Genomic DNA, 25,985 nt, shown 5'->3' with positions numbered 1-25,985 from the left:
GATACCCGTCGCCACGGTCTGCACGGCGCTGGCTTGGCGCTGCCGGAACCGGCCGCTACAGTGATCGGCACGTCAGGGGAAATTTGCATGGCCGGCAAGGCATCACCCATCGGGTTGCGGACCTGGGTCTGGATCCTCACCGGGTTGTTCGTGGTCTGCACCTTGCCCTTGATGGCCATCGCCCTGATGCAGGGCACGCTGCGCTACACCGGTACCGAAGACAACCTGGCCAGCCTGCGCCAGCTGCGGCAGACCTTCGATCTGGCCAACCTGGTGTCGGCCGAGCGCGGCCCGGCCAACAGCCTGCTCGGCGCCGATCCCCATGATGCGGCCGAGCAGGCGCGGCTTGGCGCCCAGCTGGCAGCGGCGCGCAGACGCGTGGATGCCGCGATGCTGCAGCTGGACACGGCGTTCAAGGCTGACCCGGGCGTGGTCGACGGGCAGGGTCTGCTGGCCGACGCACGACGCCGGCTGCACGCTGCACGTGCCGCCGTCGACCGGGTGGCAGCCCGGCCACACGATGCGCGCCAGGTGGAAGAGGTGGAGCGTGCGATCAACAGCATGTTCGCCGTGGTCGATCGCCTGCACCGGCTCACCTCCGCCCAGATCAATGTGCTGGTCGCCGCCGATCGCGAAGCAGCGATTCCGGCGATGCAGGGCCAGGTACTGATCGACCTGCGCGAACATGGTGGCCGCCTGGCCTCGAACGTGATGGCGCCGGTGGCGGTTCCCGGCGCCTGGCGCGACGAGCAGGTGCGCGCGGCCCAGCAGACCGAGGGGCGCCTGCTGGAACTGTGGCGGTTGGCGGGCAGCCATGAGTCGGTGTTTCGAAGCGACCCGGTGCTGTCCTGGCACTGGGACATGGCGCGCCGTCAGTTCTTCGGCGAATCGCTGCCGATGATCGAGCAACTGATCGAAGACGGTCGCCGCGGCCTGCCTCCGCCGTGGACCGCGGCCGAGTTCACTCAGCGTTACGTGCCGACCCTGCAATCGCTGGAAGCATTGCGCGACGGCTTCCTGAACGTGTCCATCGCCCGCTTCGAACGCACCCGCAACCGTGAAGCAACGCGCCTGGTGGTGCTGGTGGCGACGGTGCTGGGTACGTTGCTGGTACTGGGCGTGGCCCTGCGCATTGCCCACCGGCAGATCCTGCGGCCGCTGCTGCAGGCGCAGAAGCAGGTCATCCAGATTGCTTCGGAGGCACCCGGGCCGGAGCAGCATGTCACCCACCCGCTGGCCGAAATGCAGCGCCTGTTCGATGCGATCGAAGTCCTGCGCGAGAAGTCGCGCGAGCGCTCTGCGCTGACCAGCGAACTGCGCCAGCTGGCGGGTACCGATGAATTGACCGGGCTGTTGAACCGGCGCGCGCTGGAAGAAAAGGTGCAGCAGCGCCATGCCGAAGGAGGCGCCGGCGCCGTGGTGATCCTGCTGGACGTGGACCGGTTCAAGGCGATCAACGACGGCTACGGCCACGATGCCGGAGACGAAGTGCTGGTGCAGGTGGCGAAGTTGCTGCAACGGCACCTGCGCCGCAGCGACAGCATCGCCCGCTATGGTGGTGAGGAGTTCCTGGTGCTGCTGGCCGACGGTGATCTGGCCGGTGGCCGCCAATTGGCCGAGTCCCTGCGCGTGGCCCTGCATCAGATGGATATCGCACTGGCCGATGGTGGTGTGCTGCAGGTCACCGCCAGCTTCGGGGTGGCCGAAGGGGGAACCGATGCGCTCGGCTGGCGCAGCCTGCTGCGTGCCGCCGACGCTGCCATGTACCAGGCCAAGGCACAGGGCCGCGACCGGGTAAGGGTGGCAGGTGGAGGTCGCATTGCGCGTTGATCGGTGGCATTCATCACCGACGCACCTTGCGCCGCCTAGACTGGCGGCCCCGATGCCTGCAGGAGCCCGACATGGTCATGCGTCCCATCGCCCTTGCTGCGGCCGGCGTGCTGGCCGGCCTGCTTGCAGGATGTACCACGCCCGCGCAGTCCCTGGCCGACGAGCCACGGCATCCCTCCATCGCTGCCGACCTGAGCCCGGTGCCGTCCTTCACCGGTGGTGGTGAGGGCTGGAGCATCGAGATCGCCTCGACGGGCAAGGGCAACCTCGATGCCCGCCTCAATGCCGATGGCCGTACCTGGAAGGGCGCGCTGCGCTATCGCGGCCAGCCGGCGGGTGTGCCCAGCTCGCTGATCGTGCTCAACGGTGAACTCGGCAGGCAACCGGCCATCGTCGAGATCAAGCGCGCGTCGTGCCGCGATGCAGAAGGCAGGGATACCCAGGCCAGCGTGCAGGTCACGATGGAAGGACAGCCGCAGCGCCGTGGCTGCGGTCATCTGGCGGTGTATTGAGCCCGCGCGCCGCCATGTTCGAGATCCCGACCCTGCACACGGAACGATTGCGGCTGCGGCCGCAACGGCTGGATGACTTCAACGTCTATGCCGCCTTCCTCGCTTCGCCGCGTGCGCAGGGCATGGGCGGTCCGTTCGGTGAAGTCGCGGCGTGGGGCCAGTTCTGCCACGACCTGGCCAGCTGGCATCTGTTCGGGCATGGCGCGTTGATGATCGAGCGCATCGATAGCGGTGCCTGCATCGGCCAGGTGGGGATCAATCACGGCCCGTTGTTTCCGGAAAAGGAACTGGGCTGGCTGCTGTATGACGGCCACGAAAGGCAGGGCTTTGCGACCGAAGCGGCCGGTGCGCTGCGGGATTGGGCCTTTGTGGTGCCGCAGCTGCCGACCCTGGTCAGCTACATGGCGCCGGACAACCTGGCATCGCAGGCCGTCGCGCGGCGCCTGGGCGGTGTGCTCGACACGCGCGCGGTGCGCAGTGATGCCGATGATCTGGTCTACCGCTACAGCACCGGGTAGTGCCGGCCGCTGGCCGGCATCACCGGTGCACCGGGGGCGTCATCCACGTATGTCAAGCAATGACCCATTGCGCGGCACGCCCGGGCTTTGCCATCCTCCCTGCTGTTTTCCGTAGCGTGGAATCCCGATGCGTCCTGCGTTCTGGCTGGCTTTGGCCCTGCTGCCCACTCTGGCGGTGGCGCAACCCGCGCGTACTCCCAAGGCCAAGGCCCCGGTGCAGGATCCCTTCAGCGAACTGTTCGACACCGCCTGCATGCAGCACATCGGTGCGCCGGCGCGGTTGCAGTCGTTGATGGAATCCAACGGGCTGTCGCCGCTGCAGCCCGCCGAGGCTGCAACGTTGCTGCAGGGCCAGCCGGGGGTGGCCTGGATGGTGCCGCTGGCCAGCGGGCGCTATGCGGTCAGCTGGGCCGACGATGGCACCTGCACGGTCTACGCCGAGAAGGCCGATGCGGCGGTCGTGCAGAAGGGATTCGCCCGGTTGGTGCAGGCCGCACCCAAGCCGTTGCAGGTGCGATCGCTGCCAGGGCGTGGGCCACTGTCGGCCGATCAGATGGCCATCCAGTACGGCTGGGCCACGCCGGGGCAGGGCAAGCTGCAGGTGCGCTTCCGCCTGGTCACGCGGCAGGCGGCCGAAGCCGGCGTGCAGGCGATGGCCTCGGCGGCCCCGGGCGAAGCGATGCTGGAGCAGGGCGCGCCTGGGCCCTGACAGGGACCACGCTCGCGATTCAGCCTTTCACGCGGCATGTGGTATATCGTTTATCGATAAATCCACTCCGGGGCGGCGAGGCCACCCCAATGCCGGAGGCCGCTTGACCGCTCGTCCCGCCCGCGCCAGATCTGCGCGAGGCTTGTTCACCCTGGCCCAGGCCGCCGTACAGGCTGTGCGGGCGATGTGCTGGCTGGGCATCCTGGCCGCACTGCTGGCGGTGCTGCTGGTGGCCCACGACCGCCGCTGGCTGCTCGACAGCGTGCACGACAGCGCCGCTGCCGCCGCGCATGGCAATGATCTGTTCCTGCACTTCTCCCTGGGCCTGGGCGCGATCGTCACGCTGCTGGTGCTGTGCCTGCTGTTCCTGCGCCATCTGCTGAGGCTGCTGAAGTCGGCGGCGCGCGAGCGGCCGTTCACCCACGCCAATGCACGGCGCCTGCAGCGCATGGCCTGGCTGATGCTGTCGATGGAACTGCTGTCGATCCTGATCGGTGCCTATGCGGCCTGGATGGGCCCGGATTTCACCTGGATGGAAGTCGGTGGTGGCATGTCGATCACTGGCCTGGTGGCCGTGCTGATGTTGTTCGTGCTTGCGCGCGTCTTCGCCGTGGGCGCAGCCATGCGCGATGACCTCGATGGTGTCATCTGATGGCGATCGTCATCACCCTGGACCGCATGCTGCAGGAACGGGGCATGACCCTGTCCGAGCTGGCCGGGCGCATCGACATCACCCTGGCCAACCTGTCGATCCTGAAGACCGGCAAGGCGCGAGCCATCCGCTTTTCCACCCTTGACGCGATCTGCCGCGAGCTGCAGTGCACGCCCGGCGACCTGCTCGGGCATGACCCGGCGCAGGCACAGGACGCTGACTGAGTGATCGCTTTTTTCCCTCACCTACTGACGAAACGGACCTGAAATGGAATGGTTGGCTGACCCCTCGATATGGATGGGCCTTGCAACCCTGGTCGTGCTGGAGATCGTTCTCGGCATCGACAACCTGGTGTTCATCGCGATCCTTGCCGACAAGCTTCCGCCGCACCAGCGCGACCGCGCGCGCGTGATCGGCCTGGCGCTGGCCCTGCTGATGCGGCTGGTGCTGCTGGCGGCGTTGGCGTGGATCATGAAATTGACCGAACCGCTGCTGACGCTGTTTGACCACAGCTTCTCCGGACGCGACCTGATCCTGCTGGGCGGTGGCCTGTTCCTGCTGTTCAAGGGCACCATGGAGCTGCACGAGCGGCTGGAAGGCCGCCAGCACGAGGACAACGGCAGGAAGGTCTACGCCAGCTTCGCGATGGTCGTGGCACAGATCGTGGTACTCGACGCGGTGTTCTCGCTGGACTCGGTGATCACTGCGGTCGGCATGGTCGACAACCTGGGCGTGATGTACGCCGCAGTGACCATCGCGATGGCATTGATGCTGTTGGCCAGCAAGCCGCTGACCCGCTTCGTCAACAAGCATCCCACGGTGGTGGTGCTGTGCCTGGGCTTCCTGCTGATGATCGGTTTCAGCCTGGTGGCCGAGGGCCTGGGCTACAAGATCCCCAAGGGCTACCTGTACGCGGCCATTGCCTTCTCGATCCTCGTTGAGGGATTCAACCAGTGGGTGCGCTTCAACCGCGAGCGCAACGAGCGTCGCCAGCCGTTCCGCCAGCGCACTGCCGATGCGGTGCTGCGCATGCTGGGCGCGCGCCCGGCCAATGGCCACGACGACGAAAGCGCTGACGAAAACGTCGATGCCGAAGAGCGCCTGCAGCCGGCCGAGCACGAGATGATCCGCAGCGTGCTGGGCCTGGCCGACCGTCCGGTGTCGAGCGTGATGACCGTGCGCGCCGACGTGCAGTGGATCGACCTGGCCCGTGGCCAGGAAGACGTGGTGGCACGCCTGGTGGCGTCGCCGCACACCCGCCTGCTGGTCGGCGACGGTGATCTGGACAGCCTGCGCGGCGTGGTGCAGAGCCGCGATCTGCTGGCCGACCTGCTGCAGGGCAGGCCGCTGCAGCTGGAAGGCAACCTGCGCGAGCCGCAGTACGTGCTGTCCAGCGCCAGCGCGCTCCAGGCGCTGGAGCTGATCCGCCAGCATCCGGTGCCGTTGGCGGTGGCAGTGGACGAGTACGGCAGCGTGGAAGGCCTGGTGACGGCCAACGACCTGCTGGCGGCGATTGCCGGTGATCTGGTCGATACCCAGGACGAACGCTATGGCGTGATCGCGCAGGGGGAAGGCCAGTGGGAGGCCGATGGCGCGTTGACCCTGGATGACCTGCAGCGCCTGGCTGGCGTGTCGCTGCCGCGCAGTGCCGACTACATGACCATCTCCGGACTGGTGCTGGAGCAGTTGGGACGCCTGCCGGACATCGGTGATGCGGTGGACGTGGCCGGCGTGCGCATCACTGTGCTCGCGATGGAGAAGCGCCGCATTGCCCGCCTGCGGGTGGAACACCTCGACCAGCCGTTGTAGGGCCGAGCCCATGTTCGGCTTCGGGGATGCAGCCGAGCATGGCTCGGCTCTACACAACATGGCCCGCAGCCGTCACCATGGCGGGCCCGTTTTTTGTCATGGATGGTTGCAGTGCTGAGTACGATCGGTTTGTTGATGGGCCTGTATGTGGCCTGGCGCCTGTTCTGGCCGCTGCGCATGCCCATCGGGTTGAAGGTCGTGCTGTCGCTGCTGATGGTGGCTGTGGCCGTGCAGCTGCGCATCGTGGCGACCTTCTGGGGCACGATGGCGTCGCCGGAAATTCCGAAAATGGCGATCGCCGCGCTGGCGACCGGCTCCACTGCGGTGCTGCTGCTGGCGTTGGTGATGCTGGTACTGGACGCCGGCCTGCTGGTTTCGCGCCTGCTGCGTTGGCCGTGCATGGTATCGGCCCTGCGTGCACCGAAGCTGCGGCCGCTGGTCGGCCTGCTGGCCCTGCTGGTGAGTGGCTATGGGATCAGCCAGGGCATGGCCGTACCCAAGCCCCGGCAGATCGACGTGGCGATCAAGGATCTGCCGGCCGCATTCGACGGCTATCGCGTGCTGCAGCTGACCGACATCCACGCCAGCCGCCTGCTGACCGGCGAGTGGGTGCGCAGGGTGGTGGCCGAGAGCAACGCGTTGAAGCCGGACCTGATCGTGATCACTGGCGAACTGATCGATGGCAGCGTCGAGGCCCGTCGCGACGACGCGCGTCCGTTGGCCGATCTGCAGGCGCCGGACGGCGTCATTGCCATCACCGGCAACCACGAGTACTACGCGCAGTACCAGGACTGGATGCAGGCGTTCCGCGCGCTGCACATGCAGGTGCTGGAGAACAGTCATCTGCAGGTACGACGCGGCGATGCGGCGCTCACCATCGCCGGTGTCACCGACCCGGTGGCGGCACGCTACGGCCTGCCGCTGCCGGATCTCCAGGCTGCACTGGAGGGTGCCGATCCGTCCGCACCGGTGATCCTGCTCGATCACCGCCCACGCAATGCGCGTGAGGCCGCTGCGCGCGGTGTGAAGCTGCAGTTGTCCGGGCATACCCACGGCGGGCAGATCATCGGCATGGACCAGCTGGTGAGGCGGGCCAATGGTGGTTTCGTGTCCGGCCGCTACGAGGTGGACGGGATGACCCTGTACGTGAGCAATGGCGCTGGCCTGTGGGCCGGATTCCCCGCGCGCATCGGGGTGCCCTCGGAAATCACCCTGATCACGCTGCGCCGTGCCGCGTGACCTGAAGTGGGGTCAGATCCCTTTCCGCGGGGAATTCGCTGTCTATCGTGCTGGGATCCCTCTGTAGAGCCGAGCCCATGCTCGGCTGAACCAGGGGCAGCCGAGCATGGGCTCGGCTCTACAGGTAACGGCCTCCTCAGGAACTCCACAGCGGCGGCCGCGCATGCGCATTGCGCCGCAGCGACTGCGCCCGCTTGGCGATCGCACGCACCACGACAGCGGTGAAGAGCAACGCGGAGGGCACCGCGTACCAGAAGTTGCCGGGCACGCGCTTGAAGTACGAATAGGTGAACACTGCGGCGATGATCCACATGCCGGTCACGTGCAGGCGACGCCACGCGGTGGGGCCCATGCGGCGGGCGATGCCACGATGCGAGGTGATGGCCAAGGCGAGGATGGCTACATAGCCGATCGTGCCCGGCAGGTTGGCCAGGGCCGAGCGCGCCGGCCAGAACGCGGGGTTGAGGATGCCGAAGGCGGTGATCGCTACTGCATGCAGCAGGTGCGAGAACGCGAACGACAGGCCGACGATGCGACGCTCGCGCAACAGGAAGCGGGTGAACGGACCGGGCAGCAGGCTGGCGAACGAGGAGGCGGTGAAGGCGGCCAGGAACAGCAGGAACGATGTGCGTGCCGTCACCCGGATCGCCGCGCGGCTGCCCTCGACCACGTCGGGCTGCAGGGCGAACGCCGCCAGTGCGAAGGCGATCAGGACCACGGCGATGGCCACGAACAGGCGCCAGCCGTGCAGGGAGGAGGTATTCGAAACAGCCATGATCAGACCTCGAAGAATGGAGATGGGTGGCACTGGCCTCTGGCCGGCACCTTCAACAGTCGCTAGGCACAACCAGCACGCCGGCCCCGCACAGCTCGCCCAGCAGCGGAGTGCAGGCTGTGCGCAGTTCGTCGGCGGCCACGCCCTGCAGGTCGGCCAGTCCCTGCAGCGCGTCTTCCGCACGGGCGCCGTCATCGCCGAACGCCGACAGCAGCGCATATGCCAGCGGTGCAAGTTCCTGCACCTGCAGGCTGAAGTCATCCAGGCGTCGCAGCAGCAGCAACGTCGGCACCGTGGTCGGCGCACCGCTCAGCCCGGCATCCTCATTCACAGGCCACTGGTAGCCCACCACCCGCACCAGCGGAGACAGTGCAAGCACGCTGCCTGCCTGTGGCGCATGCAATGGCTGCTGGCCGGCGTCACGCGCTTCAATGTGCAGTGCCTGCTGCGTGCTTTCGTAATGCGCCAGTTCCGCCACCCAGCCCGGCAGCGCGAGGTCTGCCTGCGCGCCCAGCCACGCGGCGAATTCGCCGGCGATCTGCGGGAACAGCGGGGTGTGGCAGGCATGCCCCGCGTAGTAGTGGTCCACGGTGTCGCGCCAGCAGGCATCACCCAGCTGCGCCTGCAGGCGCGGCAGGCTGCCTGCCAGCAGGCTGCCCAAGCTGTCGATGCAGAGGCGGCGGTAGACTGCCATCCGCTGTGCATCGACGCCCTCAGGCGCGGGCATCGATGGGTCGCGTACATGGTCGGCCCAGCGCTGCTGCAGGGTGGCCAGCGGCTCAGCCATGGGCCACCTCGGGCAGCAGCACATCGGCCTGCGCGTGGCGGATCTGCTCGACCTCGGCCAGCAGCTCGGCCAAAGGCGGGAAGTTGAAATCGCGCTCCAGCAGGGTGGGGCGTACGCCGACACGTGCATATGCCTCACGCAGCAGCGCCCAGACCACGCCCTTCACCGGCGCGCCGTGGGTGTCGATCTTGAAGCCATCGTCCTCGTCGAAGTGGCCGGCCACGTGCAGCGAGGCGACGCGATGCGCCGGCACGCGTGCCAGGAAATCGAAGGCGTCGTAGCCGTTGTTGCAGGCGTTGACGAAAACATTGTTGACGTCCAGCAGCAGGTCGCAGTCCGCCTCGGCCAGCACTGCAGTGATGAAGTCGATCTCGCTCATGTCCGCACCCGGCACGGCGTAGTAGGAGATGTTCTCCACGGCGATGCACCGGCCCAGTGTGTCCTGCACCTGGCGGATGCGACCGGCAACGTGACGCACGGCCTCGGCGGTGAACGGTAATGGCAGCAGATCGTAGACATGGCCACCGGCGGCGCAGTAGCTCAGGTGTTCGCTGTACAGCTGCACCTGGTGCAGATCGAGGAAGGCGCGCGTCTGTCCCAGCAGCGTGCGATCCAGCGGGTCCGGACCACCCAGCGACAGCGACAGGCCGTGGCAGGTCAGGCGATGGCGCTCACTCAACTGGCGCAGCGCCGCGCCGTGGGCACCGCCAACCCCGATCCAGTTGTCCGGCGACACTTCGAGGAAGTCGATGGCATTGGCCGGCATCGCCAGCAGTTCATCGATCAGGCCACGGCGCAGGCCGAGACCAGCGCTGGCGGAAGACAGGGGCAGGGACATGCGACGGTACTCCAGGGCAGTGGCGCCGCCGCAAGGGCGGCGCCGGGTGGGGAAACGATCAGTCGTTGACGCGGGAGAACAGGCCCTTCGGCATCGGCTTGCCGTTGGCGGTGTAGACACTGCGCAGGTAGTCGTGCGCTTCCTGTTCGCTGATGTAGCCGTCGTGGTCGGTGTCGATGCGGTCGAATTCGGCGGCGCGCGTGGCCGCCACGGCGTTGAACTCGGCACGCGAGACCCGGCCGTCGTGGTCTCGGTCGGTGCGGGCAAACGAGGCGTCGCCGCACTTGCCTTCGCCACACTGGCCTTCGGCCACCTTGGCCTTGCCGGCAGGCTTGCCGGTGGCAGCCTTGTTGGCGCCGCACTTGCCTTCACCGCACTTGCCTTCGGCGGCGGCGCTCATCGCCACGGCACCGATGGCCATTGGCTGGATCGCGGCGGCCTGGCCAGCCAGCAGCAGGCCACCGGCCAGAGCGATGCCGATGGCGCCGATGCGCGGCAGACGGGAAACAGCGGTGTTCTTGGTCGAGACGGACATGATGATGACTCCTTGGGATTGGCACGCAGGGCGTGCGGGATGGACGCCGCTTGAAGGCGACGGAAACGAAGGCAAGAAGCGTGGGGAGGGGCGATGCGGATCAGGCGTTGCGGCGACGGCGCAGTACGTAGCCCAACAGCAGGGCGCCGCCGAGCAGCGCGCCACCGAAGCCGACGCCGGGCAGCAGCACGGCGACCGGCAGCAGCAGGGCGATCAGGCTAACGCCCCAGCCGAGGCCGTCGTTGCCCGCCGTGGGGCGCTGCGGGCCGGCCAGCAGGCGGTCCAGGCTGAGCGCACCGCCGCCGTTGAGGATCAGTGGGAGCAGCATGGCCAGGAAGAGCAGCGGCAGCTTGAAGTTGCCGTAGCCCTGGTCGGTGATCGCATAGCCCTGCCAGAGTTCGCCCAGGCCGTTCCACTGGCCGGGCCAGTGCACAGCGGCGATGGCAACAAGGGTCAGCACCCAGAAGATGTAGGCCACCGAGCGCGTGGCCAGGCCCAGCAGCAGCATCACAGCGCCCACCAGTTCCAGCCAGGTGGCCAGCTGCCAGTTGAGTGACGCAGGCAGGGTGGAGAACGGGAACGGGAAACGCCCTTCCAGGTCGGCGAACCAGTTCTGGCCGGCCAGCTTCTCGCGGCCGGATTCAAAGAACTCCCAGGCCAGCAGGGTGCGCAGCGCCAATGGCGAGAGCCAGCGGCCGACGGCGTCCAGGCGCGGCGTGTACACGGAAGAGGCGGTGCTGATCATGGGGGTGTCCTGCGGGCCAGTGGTCGATGGAGGCCATTTCAGGCGGCACAGGTATCGGCAACGTGTGCTGTTGCCCGGGGTTTTGTCAGCGACTGTGGCTGTGTCAGGGGTTTCGTACAGTCAGATACAAAGGCGCCGGGTCGGGCGTTCACCGGGCATGGCCTGGCGCTATCGGGTGGAGAAGGTTCCCCGCATGTACGCGCGAGGACACCCGGCTGCGGTTGCACCGGGCCATGCCCGGCGGCCGAATGTATCCAACTGTAGGAACCCGCCGCCGCCCTACAGTCCGGTACAACTCTGCCTCGCAGCGAAACAGCGCCGATACATCCCCAGGCGGAAATGGCCACTCCCAACACCGGAGTACCCCCCATGATCCGCATCACCCTGCTCGCCGCTGCCCTCGCCCTTGCTGGCGTCGCGACGCCGGCGTTCGCCGACGAGGCCGATGCCGGCGCCCCGCCCACCGTCATTCTGGTACACGGCGCCTTCGCCGATGGCTCCAGCTGGAACAAGGTCATCACCACGTTGCACGATTGGAAGCTGCCGGCGGTGGCGGTGCAGAACCCGCTCACCTCGCTGGCCGACGATGTGGCCGCCACCCGTCGCGCGATTGCCGCTGCACCGGGCAAGGTCGTGCTGGTCGGCCACAGCTGGGGCGGCACGGTCATCACCGAAGCGGGCAACGATCCCAAGGTGCAGGCGCTGGTGTACGTGGCCGCATTCGCACCGGATGCCGGGCAGTCATCGGCACAGCAGGGCGAGGGTTATCCGGTCGGCCCGGGCCTGACGCGCCTGCAGGAGAAGGACGGCTACCTGACCCTGCCAGCCGACGCCATCGCCCAGGACTTCGCACCGGATGTGATGAAGAAGACCGCCGCACTGTTGTACAGCACGCAGGTGCCATTGAAGGCCAGCGCTCTTGGTGAGCCGGTCCGCGTGGCCGCATGGCGCAGCAAGCCGAGCTGGTACGTGCTCAGCCGTGACGACCGCATGTTGTCGCCGCAGCTGCAGGCGGCCACCGCAAAGCGCATTGGCGCGCAGCTGCAATCGATCGGCAGCAGCCATGTGTCGCTGCTCTCGCACCCGGCCCAGGTGGCTGACAGCATCCTGGAAGCCGCAGGCGTGAAGCCGGCCGAACTGCCGCTGGCCGAGCAGGGGGGCTGAACGATTGCCGGGCTGCGTGTGTATGCACTGCCGTTGTTGCTGGGCCTGCTGGGTGGGGCGGCGCTGCTGATGGCCTGGCCCAGCCCGGCGGCCGATGCGCATCCGGCGCAGGCCGCTCCTGCTGCCGGGTTCGATGGCGGCGGGCCCTGGCACAACAGCCCACCGCTCGCGTTGAACCAGCTGCGAGGGCAGGTGGTGCTGGTCGAGTTCTGGACCTATGCCTGCAGCAACTGCCTCAACGTGGCACCGCATGTGCACCAGTGGCATGCACGTTACGCGCGGCAGGGCCTGCAGGTGATCGGCGTGCATACACCGGAGTTCGCCTACGAAGGCCTGCCTGGCAATGTGCGCAAGGCCATCGCGCGGCTGGATATCACCTGGCCGGTGGTGCAGGACAACCAGTACCGGATCTGGAACGCCTGGGGCAACCGCTTCTGGCCGGCGCTTTACCTGGTCGACCGGCAGGGCAGGGTGGTCTACCGCCACTACGGCGAAGGCGACTACGCACGTACCGAAAGCGAGATCCAGCGCCTGCTGGCCAGCCCCTGAGCCGCGCTACCATGGCCGCGCCGCGCGGCCTTGACCTCCGTCTTCATCGAGAACGCAATGAACCACGTACCGCACATCCTTGTCGTCGACGATGACAGCGAGATCCGCCAGATGCTGGCCGACTACCTGCAGCGCAACGGCCTGCGTGTCAGCCAGGCCGATGGCGGCCGTGCGATGCGCGCGCTGATGGATACCCACGCGGTGGACCTGGTGGTGCTGGACGTGATGATGCCCGGCGAGGACGGGCTGAGCCTGTGCCGCAACCTGCGTGCCGGCAAGCGTCGCGCGGTGCCGGTGGTGCTGCTGACCGCCCGCGACGATGAAACCGACCGCATCATCGGCCTTGAAATGGGCGCCGATGACTACGTGACCAAGCCGTTCTCCTCACGCGAACTGCTGGCGCGCATCAATGCGGTGATCCGACGCACGCAGATGCTGCCGCCGAACCTGCAGGTGAGCGAAGCCGGCCGCCAGTTGGGCTTCGGCGACTGGCGCCTGGATACCACTGCCCGCCATCTGCTGGATGCGCAGGACACCGCCTATCCGCTCAGCGGTGCGGAATTCCGCCTGCTGCGCGTGTTTCTCGACCACGCCAACCGCGTGCTCAGCCGCGACCAGCTGCTCAGCCTTACCCAGGGCCGTGATGCAGAACTGTTCGATCGTTCCATCGATCTGCTGGTCAGCCGCGTGCGCCAGCGCCTGGGCGATGACGCGCGTGAGCCCACCTACATCAAGACCGTGCGCAACGAAGGCTACGTGTTCAGCGTGCCGGTGCAGCTGCTGGGGCCGGAGGAATGAACGCCCGCGCGCGCCGCCTGCCGTGGCCGCGCACGCTGTCGGCGCGCCTGCTGCTGGTGCTGCTGGGCGGGTTGATCCTGGCCCATGCACTGTCCTTCGGTCTGTTGTTCTACGAACGCTACCAGTCCACCCGCAGCATGATGCTGCGCAACCTGGACGAGGATGTTGCAGTGAGCGTGGCCCTGCTGGAACACCTGTCGGCCGACCAGCGCCAGGCCTGGGTGCCGCGGTTGGAGCGGCGTACGTACCGCTACCTGTTGCGCCCGGCAGAGGCCGGCCCGGCATTGGAAACCGATCGTGCGCGCCAGGTCACCGCCATCATCGATGACAGCCTGGAACACCGCTATCCGCTGCAGGCGCGGCAGGTGGCACGCCTGCCGGAACGTTTCGAAGTGGAGCTGCGCCTGCACGACGGTTCACCGTTGACCATCGAAGTAACACCGTCGGGCCTGCCGCTGGCGCGCTGGCTGCCGGCCGTGCTGCTGGCGCAGCTGGCCCTGCTGCTGGTATGCGCTTGGCTGGCGGTGCGGCTGGCATTGCGCCCGCTGCGGCAGCTCTCGCACGCCGTCGAGCAACTGCAGCCGGGCAAGGACGCACCGGTGCTGCCCGAAGACGGCCCCGCCGAAGTGGGCACGGCCGCAGCCGCGCTCAATGCACTGCAGGCGCGCATCCGTGGCCATGTCAGCGAGCGGCTGCAGATTCTGGCGGCCATCTCGCACGATCTGCAGACGCCGATCACGCGCATGAAGCTGCGCGTGGAAACCCTGCCCGAAGATGCCACACAGCAGCGCCTGCTGGATGACCTGGACCACCTGGGGCAACTGGTGCGCGAAGGCGTGGCCTATGCGCGCAGCAGCCACGTGGCCAGTGGCGCGCCGGTGGCGATGGATCTTGGCGCGTTCCTGGCCAGCGTGGTGGGCGACTATGAAGACATGGGCAAGGCGGTCAGTGGTGGCGCGCCCACAGGCCTGACCGTGCAGACCTGGCCGCAGCCGCTGCGGCGGGTGGTCGGCAACCTGGTCGACAACGCGTTGCGCTACGCCGGTAGTGCCGAGATCGAGGCGGGGCGCGATGCAGCAGGCCGGCCGTGGATCAGCGTGTCCGACCGCGGCCCCGGCATTCCGGAGGACCAGCTGCAGGCCGTGCTGGCACCGTTCCATCGGCTGGAAAGCTCACGCAACCGCGATACCGGCGGCACCGGGCTGGGCCTGGCCATCGCCGTGCAGCTGGCGCAGTCGCTGGGCGGCTCGCTGCGGCTGCACAACCGGGAGGGCGGTGGCCTGCGGGCCGAATTGCAGCTGCCGGGGTAACTGGCGGGGTCGGATCCCTTTGCGGGAGCAAAGGGCTCTGACCCGGATGTGGGATCTGCGACGTTCCTGCATGGCACCGGGATCAGCGATCATCTGCAGCGAGTGTTGAAACCAGGGAGCACTACGCAATGCAGGGACGCCATCCTTCAATCGGGCACGCACGCCGTATCGCGCTGCTGATCAGCGCAGGGTTGCTGCTGGCCTGCCAGCGCTCGCCGGATATACCGGCCGAGCACACGCCTGCGGTCCCACCGGCGCTGATGCCGACCGCCAGCGCCGACCTCTCTCCGCTGTTGGATGCGCTGCCGACCTGTGCGCTGGACGGCTGGTACATCGACCTTCAGACCGATCGCCCGGCCCATCCCTGGCTGGCCGTGAACGCGCCGAAACCCTGCAGGGTGGATGAGGAAAACGAGATCGCCACGTTCTGCGTGCGGGGGCAATGGAAAGGATTGCCGGTGGAGGAGGTGATCCTTCCGACGATGACGTTCGTTTCGTTCCGTGGGGCGAAGATCGGCCTGCCGCTGGAGAAGGCACGTCCCATCGTCCGCCACCGCTTCGGGGAGGAGTTCCCGGGTGGTGCGGCTTACGAAGCGGGCCGCGAGCCGAAGCTGATGGCCGATCCCGAGGATGCGCAGCGCTCGTGGCTGCTGTGCAGCACACCGGAGCCGGGAGACGACCTGGGCAACCAGGCAGGCGTGAGCTATTCAGGGATGAACCTGCCCTACGACCACGACGGATGCAGCTATCGCTACAGCCCGGTCGATTTCTGCGATGCGCAGCACGTGGCGCGCGTCGAGGAAGCCCTCAGCAACGAGAAGCCCAACTTCAACCAGCACTACCTGCTGGTGCAGGTCGATGATCGCCCCGAGTTCTTCCAGCGCTCGGTGGTGCTGGTCGACACCCGCACGGGTCGAGCCACGCCATTGCCGGTGGATGCGTTCACCGGGCCAGCGGAGAAGGGCGGAGACACCAGCCGCTACGGAACCCTGGAAACGGGCGTTGACCAGCAGCAGTTCTGCCTGGATGGCGCGCTGCTGGTCTACCGTGTGTTCGAGGAAGGACGGTTCTGCTTTGGCTTTGACGGTGAGCGCTTCACCGGGCACGGGACGCAGTACATGCAGCAGATGGATGGCCGATGACCAGTACTTCACCCCGACCGTGACACCCTGCCCGGAACCTGCACCCACGGGAACGAGGCTGTTGAAGGCGAATACGCAATGACGGTGGCGCGGCAGCGCTCGATGTGGGTGGCCGGCCTGTCCACGGTAGTGGAGTGGTACGACTTCACCCTGTACCTGTACTTCGCCACGGTGCTGTCGCGGGTGTTCTTCGGCGGTGGCGAGCAGGCGCTGCTGGCGACACTGGCCGGCTTTGCGGTGTCCTACCTGATGCGCCCGCTGGGCGCGCTGTGCTTCGGCCATCTCGGCGATCGGCTCGGCCGGCGCTGGATGCTGCTGGCGTCGATGGCGTTGATGGCCGCGGCGATGCTGGCCACCGCGCTGCTGCCGACCGCCGCCACCGCAGGCACCACCGCTGGCGTGCTGCTGCTGGTATTGCGCTGCGTGATGGCGTTTTCGGTGGGCGGCGAATACACCGGCGTGGTGGCCTACCTGCTGGAAAGCGCACCCGTGCGGCGACGAGGCCTGGTGACCTCGCTGGCGTCGGCCGCCAGTGAAGTGGGCGCGCTGCTGGCGGTGGCGATTTCCGCGCTTACGGTCGCGCTGCTGCCCACCGCGCAGCTGGACAGCTGGGGCTGGCGCATTCCGTTCTTCGTCGGTGCCGCGCTGGCGCTGGTGATCCTGGTCGCGCGCTCGGGCATGCACGAATCGCCCGAGTTCGAGCGCCAGCGGCGCGAGGGCAGCATTCCCGCCACGCCGCTTCGGCATGTGCTGCGCAACCATCCGGCAGCAGTGGTGCGCACCTTCGCGATCTCGGCGCTGGGTTCGATCACCTACTACGTGGGCATCACTTACGTGCCGGCATTCCTGCATGCGCAGGGCCACGACGAAGGCGACGCGTTGTGGCTGTCGACGATTGCGGCAGTGGCGGTGATTGCGATCACCCCGCTGTGCGGTGCGTTGTCCGACCGCGTGGGGCGCCGGCCGATGCTGCTGGGATTGACCGTGCTGGCGGCGCTGCTGCCGCTGTCGCTGTTCGCGTGGATGGCGCAGGCTTCGGTGTGGGGCATCGCGCTGGCCGCGGTGCTGCTGGCCTGCGTGGCCGGTGGCGTGAGCGCGGTCGCGGCCCCGGCCACGGCCGAGCAGTTCCCGGGCGAGGGCCGGGTAAGCGGGCTGGCATTGGGGGTGACCATGGCCACGGCGGTGTTCGGCGGCGCGACACCGTGGCTGGCGCAGTGGTGGGTGGAGCGCAGCGGCTGGGCAGCGGCGCCGGGCGCGATGATCGCGCTGGTGGCGGTGCTGGTGCTGCCGGTGCTGTGGACCCTGCCCGAGACGACCCCGGGCAGGGGCAAGCGCTAGGCGATCAGACCTTCAGGGTCTGCTCGATGTCGGCCAGTACCGCGGCCGCATCCACGCCGATGGCGACGGACTGCAGCACGTGGCCATCCCACACGCTGGGGCCGAAGCCCATGCCTTCCGGCTTCGGAATGGTCATGCCACGGGCAACGCCGTCGGTGGCCACGCGCACGCTGGCACGTTCGAACTGGAACAGCTCCGGACGGGTCAGCGCGATGCAGGCGCAGCAGTCGTGCACGACCATGCCCTTGTGGCCGGCCTGCAGGTAGAAGTCCACGTAGTCCTGCGACAGCGCACGGACCAGCTCGGCGTCGGCGCCGCCGAGGGCGGCCAGCTTGTCCAGGCCGTCGCGGTCCATTTCCACGCGGGTGGTCACGTCCAGGCCGATCGCGGTGACCGGCCAATCGGTGGTGAACACCACATCGGCTGCTTCGGCATCGCCCCAGATGTTGGCCTCTGCGGCCGGGGTGATGTTGCCGTTGACGTGGAAGGCGCCGCCCATGAGCACCACGCCGCGCACCAGGCCGGCGATGTCCGGCGCCTGCTGCAGGGCCAGGGCCAGGTTGGTCATGCGGCCGACCGCGACCAGGGTCACTTCACCCGGGTGGGCGCGGACCAGGTCGATGATCAGCTGGTGGGCCGGGCGCGCATCGGCAGCCACGTCCAGCGCAGCCGGCACCGGGTGGTTGCCCAGGCCGTTGTGGCCATGGATGTGCACCGGCCAGGCTTCCGGGGTGGCTTCCGGCTGCAGCGGGCCAGCGGCGCCGCGCGCGACCGGGGCGGCAAAGCCCCAGGCCTGCTTCAGGTACAGCGCATTGTGCGTGGTGGACTCCACCGAGGCATTGCCGAAGGTGGTGGTGACGCCGATCAGGTCGATCTGCGGGTGCTTGTGCAGGTACAGCAGGGCCAGGGCGTCGTCGACGCCCGGGTCGGTATCGAAAATGACTTTCAGCATGTTGTTGTTCTTCTTCTTCCGTGTGGTGCGGGGGGCGCCGGCGGCCCGGAGACAGGCCGGCGCGCCCTACATTGTCCCATCTTCATGACAGGCAGGGCGAACCGGGGCGGCGGTGCTATCGTCAGGGGGTATCCACGGAAGGAGAACCGCCATGAAGACCCCCGCGATCCTGCTGGCCGGCCTGTTGTGCCTGGGCGCCGTCGCGCCGGCATCGGCCACCTCGGTGGCGCCGAAGCCGCTGGAGGAAATGGTGGCGGAAGCCGGCCAGATCGTCCGCGCCAAGGTGGTCGACGTGGAGATGGTCGATGGCAAGGGACGGCGGCTGACCGATCCTGGATCGCGCACCGGGCCAGGCCTGGACAACGAAATCCGCCTGGTGCTGCAGGTGCAGGAAGTGCTGCGGCCGCGTGAGGGCAAGGTGCCGGCGACGATCCGGGTGCCGCTGTGGACGATGTGGCATTACACCTTGGGCCATATCCGCGAGGCCACGCTGGGCAGCGAAAGCCTGTTCCTGCTCAAGGGCGAGCGCCATGCACCGGTCTATCCGACGGGTTTCCAGCGGCCACTGAATGAGCGCGCGCAGATCCAGTCATTGATGGTGGCGCCATGACCGCGCCGGTTCGCTGCTGCGGAGGCATGCCATGCGGGTGGTGACTCTGGCCCTCATCGCCCTGGTGCTGGGCCTGAACCTGGTTGCCACGTATGTGGTGTTGCGGCGCGACGACGTGTCGGTGGGAGGGCGGATGGTGCAGCTGCTGCTTGTCTGGCTGCTGCCGCTGGTTGGGGCGATCCTGTGCATGGCGGTCGCCACCGCCGATGGCCCGGTCAGCCGCGGTGATGGCAGCTTCGCGGGCAGCCACGATTCCTCGGGCGGGTATGCCAGTGACAGCCACGGCAGCCATAGCCATGGCGGATCGGACTGCAGCAGCGACAGCGGCGGCGGCGATAGTGGCAGCTGCGGCGATTGAGGCGCAGATAGCGATCCGCAGCCATCGGTAGCGCCGGGCCATGCCCGGCGAGGCAACAGCCAGCTCAGCCGCCGCCTTCGGTCGGCAGCGGTGCGGGCACGTTCAACAACCCACCATCGGCCACGTACGCGGCCAGCGCCTGGCCCTGGCTCAGCAGGTGCCGTTCCATCGTGCGCTCTGCCGCCTGCGCGTCACGGCGGCGGAAGCAGTCCATCAGCTCGCGATGCTCGGCCAGCGACTGCGCGGTGCGGCCCGGTGCGAGCAGCTGGCGGCCGCGATGCATCTTCAGGATGCGGTGCAGGTCGTGGGTGATACGGATCAGCCACGGGTTGCCGGCGTAGTGCTGCACGGTCTCGTGGATGAGGTAGTTGTTGCGGTAGTACTCGGCAATGTTGCCGTTGGCGGCAGCCGCTTCCATCGCCGCATGCAGGTTTTCCAACTGCTGCACGCCGGCATCGTCGATGTGCTTGACCGCCTCATGCGCGCAGCGCCCTTCCAGCATCGCCATCACCGGGAACAGCTGGTTGAGGTCTTCCAGGGTGAGCCGGGTGACCCGCGCACCGCGGCCGGCATCGATCTGCACCAGCCCTTCGGCGGCCAGCAGCTTCACCGCCTCGCGCAGCGGCGTACGGCTGATGCCGAGTTCCTCGCACAGCGCGGGTTCGTCGATCCATTCGCCCGGCGGCAGCCGGTAATCGTAGATGCGCTCGCGCACATGCTCGGCCACCTCTTCGTACAGAGGTGCGCGCTTCTTCGGCGAACGCGGGGCGGGAGCAATGGCCATGGTGGAAAGTGTACTGCCTCCCTGCGTGGAACCTGTAGCGCCGTGCGGAAACACGGCTTGGTAGAGTCGACCGTTGGTCGACTGCGCTTCGCATGGATGCCGAAGATCCCGCGCTGCGCGCGATAGTCGACCAACGGTCGACTCCACCCAGTCGCCTCCCCGGCCTATCCCGCCCTGTGGCTTGAAAGGCACCGGAATCCTCCGGCGCCCCTCGCACTCACATCCAGCCCGGTACCACGAACACCAGCCAGGCCAGCAGCGGGCCGAACGCCACCACCAGGCCGCTGTACACCAGGAAGCGGCGGAACAGCGTCTCGCGCTCTTCCTTCGCGGCCGAGGCCACCACCAGCGCGCCGTTGGTCGAGAACGGGCTGACGTCGACGATGGTGGACGACACCGCCAGCGCGCAGATCACGCCGGCCGCACCCAGGTGGCCCTGCAGCAGGAACGGCACCGCCAGCGGAATGGTCGCGCCCAGCACGGCCGCCGAGGAGGCGAATGCGGACACGATGCCGCCCACGTAGCAGACCAGCAGCGCACCCAGCAGCGGGATGCCGATGCTGGAAACACCATGGCCGATGAAGTCCACCGCACCAGCATTTTCGAGCACGCCGATATAGGTCACCACGCCGCAGATCAGCAGCACGGTCGACCAGCTGATGCCATCGACCGCACCCTTCTGGCTCTGCGGCGAGAGCAGGGCCAGCACCACCGCGACGGTGATCGAGACCAGGCCGACGTTGAGGTTGTAGATCAGCGCGGCCACGCCCAGGCCGAGCAGGCCGACCAGGGTGAACAGACGCTCGCGGGTGAAGCCCACCGCATCCAGCGCGGCCGGATCATTGGACAGCGTGCCACCACCGGCGGCGACCAGCGCGCCGTGGCCTTCGATGGCGAACTGCCGCGACGACGCCTGCGGGCCGCCAGCCATGGCCAGTTCGGCGTTGCCGACGCTACCGGCGGCGGTGATCGAACCGCGGCGCATCAGCGCGACGCCACCGAAGGCCAGGAAGCAGATGATGGCCATCATGAAGTTGAAGCCGAGGCTGGTCAGGAACACCGCCATCTCGGTCACTTCCAGACCGGCCTTCTGCACCACGCCGTTGGTGATGCTGCCGTACACGCTGATCGGCGAGAAGCCACCGGCCTGCGCGCCGTGGATCACCAGCAAGCCCATCATCAGCGGGTTGATGGTGTACTGCTTGGCAAAGCGCAGTGCCACCGGGCCGATGATGGCCACCGCGGCCGGGCCCAGCGCGCCGAAGGCGGTGAGCACGGCGGTGATGACGAACATCACCCACGGAATGGCCACGATATGGCCGCGTACCGCTTTCACCGCCCAGTGCACCAGCAGGTCGATGGTGCCGTTCTTCTGCGCGATGGCGAACAGGTAGGTGATGCCGACCAGGGTCAGGAACAGGTCACCGGGGAAGCCGGCGAGCACGTCCTTGCCACCCATGTCGACGAAGATCCCGCCGATGATGAAGGCGAGGGCGAAAGCCACCGCACCCATGTTGATGGGCATCGCGGTAGCGACGATGAACATGATCACCAGACCGATGATCGTTGCGATTTGTGGACTCATGCGCCCTCCCAGACACGTGACTCGGGTACAGCTCGGATGGAGACCCGCCATCCCGGGGTAAGGCGTCGTACAACGTGATGCGTGATACGTACTGCTCGAACCCGTTACTGCAGCCGCTCCAGCGCGCTGCGGACCCATGCCGCCGCGCCGTCCAGGCTCTGGAACTCTTCCACCGCGCGAACCTCGCAGCACGGATAGGACGGCGCGACCATGCGCGCCAATGCATTGCCCGGGCCCAGCTGCAGGAATACCCGCGCGCCGCGCTCGAAGGCCTGGCGCATCACCTGCGCCCATTGAATGGTCTGTGCCAGCTGCGCCGACAGCGTGTGCACCGCTGCCGCGCGGTCCCGCACCGGGCGCGCATCGATGCCGGCCAGCAGCGGCAGGCGCGGGGGCTGCAGCGCCGAGACATCGAGTGCGGCGGCGAACGGTGCGACGGCGGCGTGCAGCAGCGGCGTATGCGCGGGGACATGCACCGGCAGTGGGCGGACCTCCGCGCCCTGCGCGCGAGCGGCATCGGCCAGCGCCCGCAGGGAAGCCTGGGTGCCGCCGACGACGAAGTGATCGCGACCGTTGGAAATCGCCACATGCGCACCGTGTGCATCACACAGCTGTTGCAGCGTGTGGCGCTCCAGCCCCAGCACGGCCTGCATGCCTGCATCGGCGGGGCTGGCGGCATCCATCAGCCGCGCGCGCTGCGCGGCCAGGGCCAGGCAGACGCTTGCATCAACGCTGCCGGCAACTGCATGCGCGGCCAGTTCACCAATGCTGTAGCCGGTCACCAGCAGCGGTGCCGGAAGTGCTTCGCGCAGGCCGTGCCAGTGCGCCAACGTTGCGGCACACAGCAGCGGTTGCGCCAGCGCGTTGTCGAAGCGTGCTTCGTCGGCAGCGGCCGCGAACACATCACGGCCGAGCGCGGCGCTGGCCGACGCCAGCACGTCTCGGGCAGCGGGCAGCTCGCGCACGCGGTCGAACATCGCCGCGTGCTGCGCACCTTGTCCGGGGCAGAGCAGGGCAAGGCTCATGTGCCCTCCTGCTGCAGCAGGAACCAGCTGCAGGCCAGCAGGTCGGCGCTGCCACCAGGGCTCAGGCGGCGCGCGACGAAGCCCTCACCGATGCCGCGCAGGCGTGCCTGCCAGCCAGGCGCAAAGGCACCGCCCACCTCGATGAAGCGGCGCGCTTGCTGCTGCGCCCAGGCCAGACCATCGGCGCCGCCACGGTGCAGCAGGTTGAGATCGTCCACCTGCGCGACCAACTGCATCAGGGTCTGGCACAGCGCCGCACCACGCGGCAGGCCGTTGTGCAGGGCATGGCGCAGGGTCGGTACGGCCAGGTCGCGCAGCACGGGGTAACCGGCGGCGGCCTGTTCGCGCACGCCCGGCACACCATGGCGCGCGCGCGCCCGCTGGCCGGGGCTGTTCGCATCCAGCGGCGCCGCGGCGAACGCATCGGCCCAGTGCTGCACGGCCAGGCAGATCTGCGCGGCGGGCGCGGGGTGGCCCTGCTGGCGGCGGCAGCGGGCGGCAGCGGCGACCAGCAGGCCCAGGCTGAAGATGGCGCCGCGATGGGTATTGATGCCGCCGGTGGCGCGCAGCATCGCGTGCTCGGCGGCGATGCCGTGCGCGCGCAGGCTGGCAAACGGCGCATCAGCAGCACCGGCGTCGGCAATCGCGGTGAAGTAGTGGCGCAGCGCGAACAGGCTGCGCAGGAACGTACCGGCATCCATGTCGTCATGGCTGCCGGTATCGAACGGCGTGACCAGGCCCGGCTTGGGCGCGCAGGCCAGTTCGGCATGCAGGCTGGCGATGGCCAGGCGGCCCAGGCGCGCGCTGTCGACGCGGCGCGCGTCGGGGCGGGTGGCATGGGCGAGTGCGTTCATGCGGCCACTCCGGTGGCCACGAACAGTCGTTCGCGGGCTTCGAGCGCAGCACCTTCCAGGCGTTTTACCAGCACCTGGCGGCTGCCACCGGCGTATTCGCGCCAGTTCACCGCGCCGCCGTCGGCCAGGCACAGTTCGCCATCCACCCGACGGCCGTGCTCGGCTTCCCACTGCTGCAGTCGCGCCACCAGTGCATCGGCCTGTGCCGTGGCGTCCACCTGCCACAGCAGGTCGATGTCCGATGCGGCATGCACATAGGGCAGGCCACTCAGGTGCTGCCAGGCGAAGGCACCGAACACACGGGCAGGCGCAAGGCGCGCCAGTGCGTGCAGCGCGGCCTGCCAGTGGCTGGGAACGCCGCTGGTGAGGATGGCTTCCAGCGTCGGCGGCGGCTGCTGGCGCAGCACGTCGTGCAGCGGCACGCGCAGCGCCAGGCGTTGTTTGCCTTCGCTCGGCGGCAGCGGCACGCCCAGGCGCAGGCGCGGGTCGGGATCATCCACGGCACGCCGCGCCACCATCGCCGGCAGCCCCTGCGCGAACCACGCCGCCAGGCGCGGTTCCTGCGCGGCCACGTCGGCCCGCCAGTCGGCAAGCGCCGACAGCCAGACCAGCGTGTGGCGGGCGGGCCGGTCAGGCATCGCCGCGGGCCACCGCAGTGCAGACATCGGCCGCCAGCGCCCGGCCACCACGTTCGGCGCCGCGTGCGGCACGCAGGTCGCCGTCGCTGGGCGTGCGCAGCGCCTGCAGCAGGTGCAGGGTGAGGTCACCGTCCCACAGCGATTCGACCGCGCCCATCGACACGTAGTTGGCCACGCCCGGTGCGAACACCGGCGAGCTCTGGCTGAGTGCCTGCAGTTTTTCCAGTGGTTGCTTTGTCACCCGCGCCATCGCGCGCAGGTCCATCACCCGCACCTGTGCATCGGGCAGGGCATGGATGTGGTCGGCCATCAGGCCGAAGGACAGGAAGCCGCCGCTCACCGATTCGCCGTAGACCAGGGTGACCAGGCGCGCGCCACGACGGCGGGCCAGGTCGATCGTCTGCGCGAGGTGGGCGAAACAGCCGTTGATGCCCAGCAGTTCATCGCGGCGGGCCAGGCGCTGGCCGGCGGTGTCGGCCAGCATCACGATCGGTCGCTGCGGGTGTGCGGCGGTACTGGCCAGCACGGTTTCGGCCAGCGCCAGCGCGTGGTCGACGCCGACCTCGATGCGGTCGGTGGTGCCGATCACCGTCACTTCGCCATCTTCGGTAGTGGCCGTACCGGTCAGCACCGAATCGTGGATGTCGATGCGGTGGCCGCGCGGGAACAGGGCGTCGAGCAGGGTCTGCAGCGGGGCGCTCATGGCAGGCTCCGGTCGGCGGTGGCGGCGAGGAAGGCGTCGGTGTCCAGCAGCGGCAGGCGTTCGGGCTCGGCAATGCCTTGGCGGGCCCAGATCGCCAGTCCATCGCGGCAGTCGCCCCAGGCCTGCACGCGTGCCTTCAGCGCGGCGTGACGGGCCTGCAGGGCGCTCAAGGCGGTGTCGGTATCGCGGCTAGCGGCGTCGACCTGCAATGCATTGGCGGCGGCGCGGGCGAAGGCTTCGATCGAATCGGGTACCAGCACCTGCGCCTGGTCGATCAGATAGCGGTGCTTGCCGCCGGTGACGCGCCAGACCAGTGCGCGGTCGCGCGAATCGAACTCTTCCACGCCGCGCACGGTCTCGATCACTTCCGGCCCGGACAGCGACAGCCGGCCTTCCTCGGACATGATGACCGTGGTGCAGCAGCGGGCGACGATGCCCATGCCGCCGAACGCGCCGTTGCCGCTGCCGATCAGCGCCACCACCGGTACGCCGGCGGCGCGTGCGCCCAGGGTGGCGCGCATGATTTCGGAAATAGCGATCAGACCGGCATTGGCCTCGTGCAGGCGCACGCCGCCGGTATCCAGCAGCAGCAGCACGCCATCGGGCTGCGTTTCCGCCGCGCGGCGCAGCAGGCCGGTCAGCTTGGCGCCGTGCACTTCGCCGACACCACCGCCCATGAATTCGCCCTGCTGCGCGGCCAGCAGCACGCGCCTGCCCTGCAGCGTCGCTTCGCCGACGACGATGCCATCATCGAAGGCGGCCGGCTGGTCGAGCTGGGCCAGGTGCGGGCTCATGATGCGCCGTGCGGGGCCGAGGAATTCGCGGAATGAACCGGCGTCGACCAGGCCGGCGATGCGTTCGCGTGCATCGGCTTCGTAATAGCTGTGGCGTTGCACGTGGCTCATGGCGTGCCTCCGGCCAGCAGGGTTTCCACGGCCTGATCCAGGCGCAGGCTGACCACGGCCGGCGTCGCGCCGGCGTCGTTGATCGACACGCGTACATCGCGCAGTGGATGGCGCTGGGCGAAATCGGCGATGACCGCCTGCCAGATGGTGCCGAAGCCCTGCGCGGCGGTGATGATGCGCACCGTCATTGCGCCGTCCAGTGCGGCGGGTTCCAGCAGGATTTCCAGGTTGCCCGAGGCGAGCACGCCCACCAGCACCGCATCGCGCGGGAACCGCACGGGGGTACGGCCGTCGAATCGATAGTCGAGGGTTTCCATGCTC

The 25,985-nt window shown here is 68.3% G+C and carries 30 protein-coding genes; 16 read left to right on the top strand and 14 right to left on the bottom strand.

The window, feature by feature from the left end; all coding sequences use genetic code 11:
* The first annotated feature begins 87 nt into the window (after positions 1-87).
* The 8 genes from AC5P8Z_RS03855 to AC5P8Z_RS03820 all read left to right on the top strand — a co-directional run bounded on the left by AC5P8Z_RS03855 (position 88) and on the right by AC5P8Z_RS03820 (position 7,269).
* Positions 88-1,830, top strand: coding sequence for a GGDEF domain-containing protein (locus tag AC5P8Z_RS03855; RefSeq protein ID WP_495228161.1), 1,743 nt, complete (start codon positions 88-90; stop codon positions 1,828-1,830).
* 71 nt (positions 1,831-1,901) lie between these two features.
* Positions 1,902-2,342, top strand: a complete 441-nt coding sequence (locus AC5P8Z_RS03850; RefSeq protein ID WP_286071200.1) for a hypothetical protein — start codon at positions 1,902-1,904, stop codon at positions 2,340-2,342.
* Positions 2,339-2,860 carry a GNAT family N-acetyltransferase gene (locus AC5P8Z_RS03845; protein ID WP_286071201.1) on the top strand — a complete coding sequence of 174 codons (522 nt, stop codon included), beginning with the start codon at positions 2,339-2,341 and terminating at the stop codon, positions 2,858-2,860. The genes AC5P8Z_RS03850 and AC5P8Z_RS03845 overlap by 4 nt, the downstream gene beginning before the upstream one ends.
* A gap of 127 nt (positions 2,861-2,987) precedes the next feature.
* On the top strand, positions 2,988-3,569 hold the full coding sequence (locus tag AC5P8Z_RS03840; protein WP_286071202.1) for an NMCC_0638 family (lipo)protein: 582 nt from the start codon (positions 2,988-2,990) through the stop codon (positions 3,567-3,569).
* Positions 3,570-3,753: 184 nt separating this feature from the next.
* Positions 3,754-4,221, top strand: coding sequence for a DUF2975 domain-containing protein (locus tag AC5P8Z_RS03835; RefSeq protein ID WP_286071992.1), 468 nt, complete (start codon positions 3,754-3,756; stop codon positions 4,219-4,221).
* Positions 4,221-4,445, top strand: a complete 225-nt coding sequence (locus tag AC5P8Z_RS03830; RefSeq protein WP_005408494.1) for a helix-turn-helix domain-containing protein — start codon at positions 4,221-4,223, stop codon at positions 4,443-4,445. The genes AC5P8Z_RS03835 and AC5P8Z_RS03830 overlap by 1 nt, the downstream gene beginning before the upstream one ends.
* A 43-nt stretch (positions 4,446-4,488) precedes the next feature.
* The gene (locus AC5P8Z_RS03825) at positions 4,489-6,030 is read left to right on the top strand and encodes a TerC family protein (protein ID WP_286071203.1); all 1,542 of its coding nucleotides are present in this window, start codon (positions 4,489-4,491) and stop codon (positions 6,028-6,030) included.
* A gap of 102 nt (positions 6,031-6,132) precedes the next feature.
* Positions 6,133-7,269, top strand: coding sequence for a metallophosphoesterase (locus tag AC5P8Z_RS03820; protein ID WP_495228159.1), 1,137 nt, complete (start codon positions 6,133-6,135; stop codon positions 7,267-7,269).
* Positions 7,270-7,405: 136 nt separating this feature from the next.
* On the opposite strand, the gene AC5P8Z_RS03815 is transcribed toward AC5P8Z_RS03820, so the two are convergent.
* From AC5P8Z_RS03815 to AC5P8Z_RS03795, 5 genes are all read right to left on the bottom strand, one after another.
* A complete protein-coding gene (locus AC5P8Z_RS03815) occupies positions 7,406-8,044 on the bottom strand; it encodes a ferric reductase-like transmembrane domain-containing protein (RefSeq protein ID WP_286071205.1) in 639 nt (212 codons plus the stop codon).
* A gap of 52 nt (positions 8,045-8,096) precedes the next feature.
* Positions 8,097-8,831 carry an HvfC family RiPP maturation protein gene (locus AC5P8Z_RS03810; RefSeq protein ID WP_495228157.1) on the bottom strand — a complete coding sequence of 245 codons (735 nt, stop codon included), beginning with the start codon at positions 8,829-8,831 and terminating at the stop codon, positions 8,097-8,099.
* On the bottom strand, positions 8,824-9,669 hold the full coding sequence (locus AC5P8Z_RS03805; RefSeq protein WP_495228155.1) for an HvfB family MNIO-type RiPP peptide maturase: 846 nt from the start codon (positions 9,667-9,669) through the stop codon (positions 8,824-8,826). The genes AC5P8Z_RS03810 and AC5P8Z_RS03805 overlap by 8 nt, the downstream gene beginning before the upstream one ends.
* Positions 9,670-9,727: 58 nt before the next feature.
* Entirely contained in the window at positions 9,728-10,204 is a 477-nt protein-coding gene (locus AC5P8Z_RS03800) for an HvfA family oxazolone/thioamide-modified RiPP metallophore (protein ID WP_495228153.1), read from the bottom strand.
* 100 nt (positions 10,205-10,304) lie between these two features.
* Positions 10,305-10,949 (bottom strand): HvfX family Cu-binding RiPP maturation protein, encoded by a 645-nt coding sequence (locus tag AC5P8Z_RS03795; RefSeq protein WP_286071209.1) that lies wholly within the window; start codon positions 10,947-10,949, stop codon positions 10,305-10,307.
* A 369-nt stretch (positions 10,950-11,318) separates the two neighbouring features.
* On the opposite strand from AC5P8Z_RS03795, the gene AC5P8Z_RS03790 reads away from it, so the two are divergent.
* From AC5P8Z_RS03790 to AC5P8Z_RS03765, 6 genes are all read left to right on the top strand, one after another.
* Complete coding sequence (locus AC5P8Z_RS03790; protein WP_495228152.1) at positions 11,319-12,113, top strand: alpha/beta fold hydrolase; 795 nt, start codon at positions 11,319-11,321, stop codon at positions 12,111-12,113.
* Positions 12,114-12,116: 3 nt separating this feature from the next.
* Positions 12,117-12,662, top strand: a complete 546-nt coding sequence (locus AC5P8Z_RS03785; protein ID WP_286071211.1) for a redoxin family protein — start codon at positions 12,117-12,119, stop codon at positions 12,660-12,662.
* A 57-nt stretch (positions 12,663-12,719) separates the two neighbouring features.
* Positions 12,720-13,460 (top strand): response regulator, encoded by a 741-nt coding sequence (locus AC5P8Z_RS03780; protein WP_286071212.1) that lies wholly within the window; start codon positions 12,720-12,722, stop codon positions 13,458-13,460.
* Entirely contained in the window at positions 13,457-14,770 is a 1,314-nt protein-coding gene (locus AC5P8Z_RS03775) for a sensor histidine kinase (protein WP_495228150.1), read from the top strand. Before AC5P8Z_RS03780 ends, AC5P8Z_RS03775 begins: the two co-directional genes overlap by 4 nt.
* Positions 14,771-14,898: 128 nt before the next feature.
* Positions 14,899-15,912 carry a hypothetical protein gene (locus tag AC5P8Z_RS03770; protein WP_495228148.1) on the top strand — a complete coding sequence of 338 codons (1,014 nt, stop codon included), beginning with the start codon at positions 14,899-14,901 and terminating at the stop codon, positions 15,910-15,912.
* Between the two features lie 78 nt (positions 15,913-15,990).
* A complete protein-coding gene (locus AC5P8Z_RS03765) occupies positions 15,991-17,250 on the top strand; it encodes an MFS transporter (RefSeq protein ID WP_286071215.1) in 1,260 nt (419 codons plus the stop codon).
* A 4-nt stretch (positions 17,251-17,254) separates the two neighbouring features.
* On the opposite strand, the gene AC5P8Z_RS03760 is transcribed toward AC5P8Z_RS03765, so the two are convergent.
* Positions 17,255-18,202, bottom strand: coding sequence for a nucleoside hydrolase (locus AC5P8Z_RS03760; RefSeq protein WP_286071216.1), 948 nt, complete (start codon positions 18,200-18,202; stop codon positions 17,255-17,257).
* Positions 18,203-18,353: 151 nt separating this feature from the next.
* On the opposite strand from AC5P8Z_RS03760, the gene AC5P8Z_RS03755 reads away from it, so the two are divergent.
* Together AC5P8Z_RS03755 and AC5P8Z_RS03750 are read left to right on the top strand one after the other, a co-directional pair.
* A complete protein-coding gene (locus tag AC5P8Z_RS03755; RefSeq protein WP_495228146.1) occupies positions 18,354-18,812 on the top strand; it encodes a hypothetical protein in 459 nt (152 codons plus the stop codon).
* 31 nt (positions 18,813-18,843) lie between these two features.
* Positions 18,844-19,170, top strand: coding sequence for a hypothetical protein (locus tag AC5P8Z_RS03750; RefSeq protein ID WP_495228144.1), 327 nt, complete (start codon positions 18,844-18,846; stop codon positions 19,168-19,170).
* A gap of 64 nt (positions 19,171-19,234) precedes the next feature.
* On the opposite strand, the gene AC5P8Z_RS03745 is transcribed toward AC5P8Z_RS03750, so the two are convergent.
* The 8 genes from AC5P8Z_RS03745 to mdcC form a co-directional block, all read right to left on the bottom strand.
* Positions 19,235-19,954 (bottom strand): GntR family transcriptional regulator, encoded by a 720-nt coding sequence (locus AC5P8Z_RS03745; RefSeq protein WP_286071219.1) that lies wholly within the window; start codon positions 19,952-19,954, stop codon positions 19,235-19,237.
* 217 nt (positions 19,955-20,171) lie between these two features.
* A complete protein-coding gene (locus AC5P8Z_RS03740) occupies positions 20,172-21,539 on the bottom strand; it encodes an SLC13 family permease (RefSeq protein WP_495228142.1) in 1,368 nt (455 codons plus the stop codon).
* A gap of 104 nt (positions 21,540-21,643) precedes the next feature.
* Entirely contained in the window at positions 21,644-22,564 is a 921-nt protein-coding gene (gene mdcH / locus AC5P8Z_RS03735) for a malonate decarboxylase subunit epsilon (RefSeq protein ID WP_495228141.1), read from the bottom strand.
* Positions 22,561-23,418, bottom strand: coding sequence for a triphosphoribosyl-dephospho-CoA synthase MdcB (mdcB, locus tag AC5P8Z_RS03730; RefSeq protein ID WP_495228140.1), 858 nt, complete (start codon positions 23,416-23,418; stop codon positions 22,561-22,563). Before mdcB ends, mdcH begins: the two co-directional genes overlap by 4 nt.
* Positions 23,415-24,056 carry a malonate decarboxylase holo-[acyl-carrier-protein] synthase gene (mdcG, locus tag AC5P8Z_RS03725; protein ID WP_495228138.1) on the bottom strand — a complete coding sequence of 214 codons (642 nt, stop codon included), beginning with the start codon at positions 24,054-24,056 and terminating at the stop codon, positions 23,415-23,417. Before mdcG ends, mdcB begins: the two co-directional genes overlap by 4 nt.
* The gene (gene mdcE / locus AC5P8Z_RS03720; RefSeq protein ID WP_495228136.1) at positions 24,049-24,759 is read right to left on the bottom strand and encodes a biotin-independent malonate decarboxylase subunit gamma; all 711 of its coding nucleotides are present in this window, start codon (positions 24,757-24,759) and stop codon (positions 24,049-24,051) included. Before mdcE ends, mdcG begins: the two co-directional genes overlap by 8 nt.
* Positions 24,756-25,664: a biotin-independent malonate decarboxylase subunit beta gene (locus AC5P8Z_RS03715; RefSeq protein WP_495228134.1), complete on the bottom strand. Its 909-nt coding sequence runs from the start codon at positions 25,662-25,664 to the stop codon at positions 24,756-24,758. Before AC5P8Z_RS03715 ends, mdcE begins: the two co-directional genes overlap by 4 nt.
* Entirely contained in the window at positions 25,661-25,981 is a 321-nt protein-coding gene (gene mdcC, locus AC5P8Z_RS03710; RefSeq protein ID WP_295565550.1) for a malonate decarboxylase acyl carrier protein, read from the bottom strand. The genes AC5P8Z_RS03715 and mdcC overlap by 4 nt, the downstream gene beginning before the upstream one ends.
* Positions 25,982-25,985 lie beyond the last annotated feature (4 nt).

It is taken from the genome of Stenotrophomonas sp. YJH_SMC_17, assembly GCF_059371655.1.
This window is presented reverse-complemented; position numbering and strand designations above follow the sequence as displayed.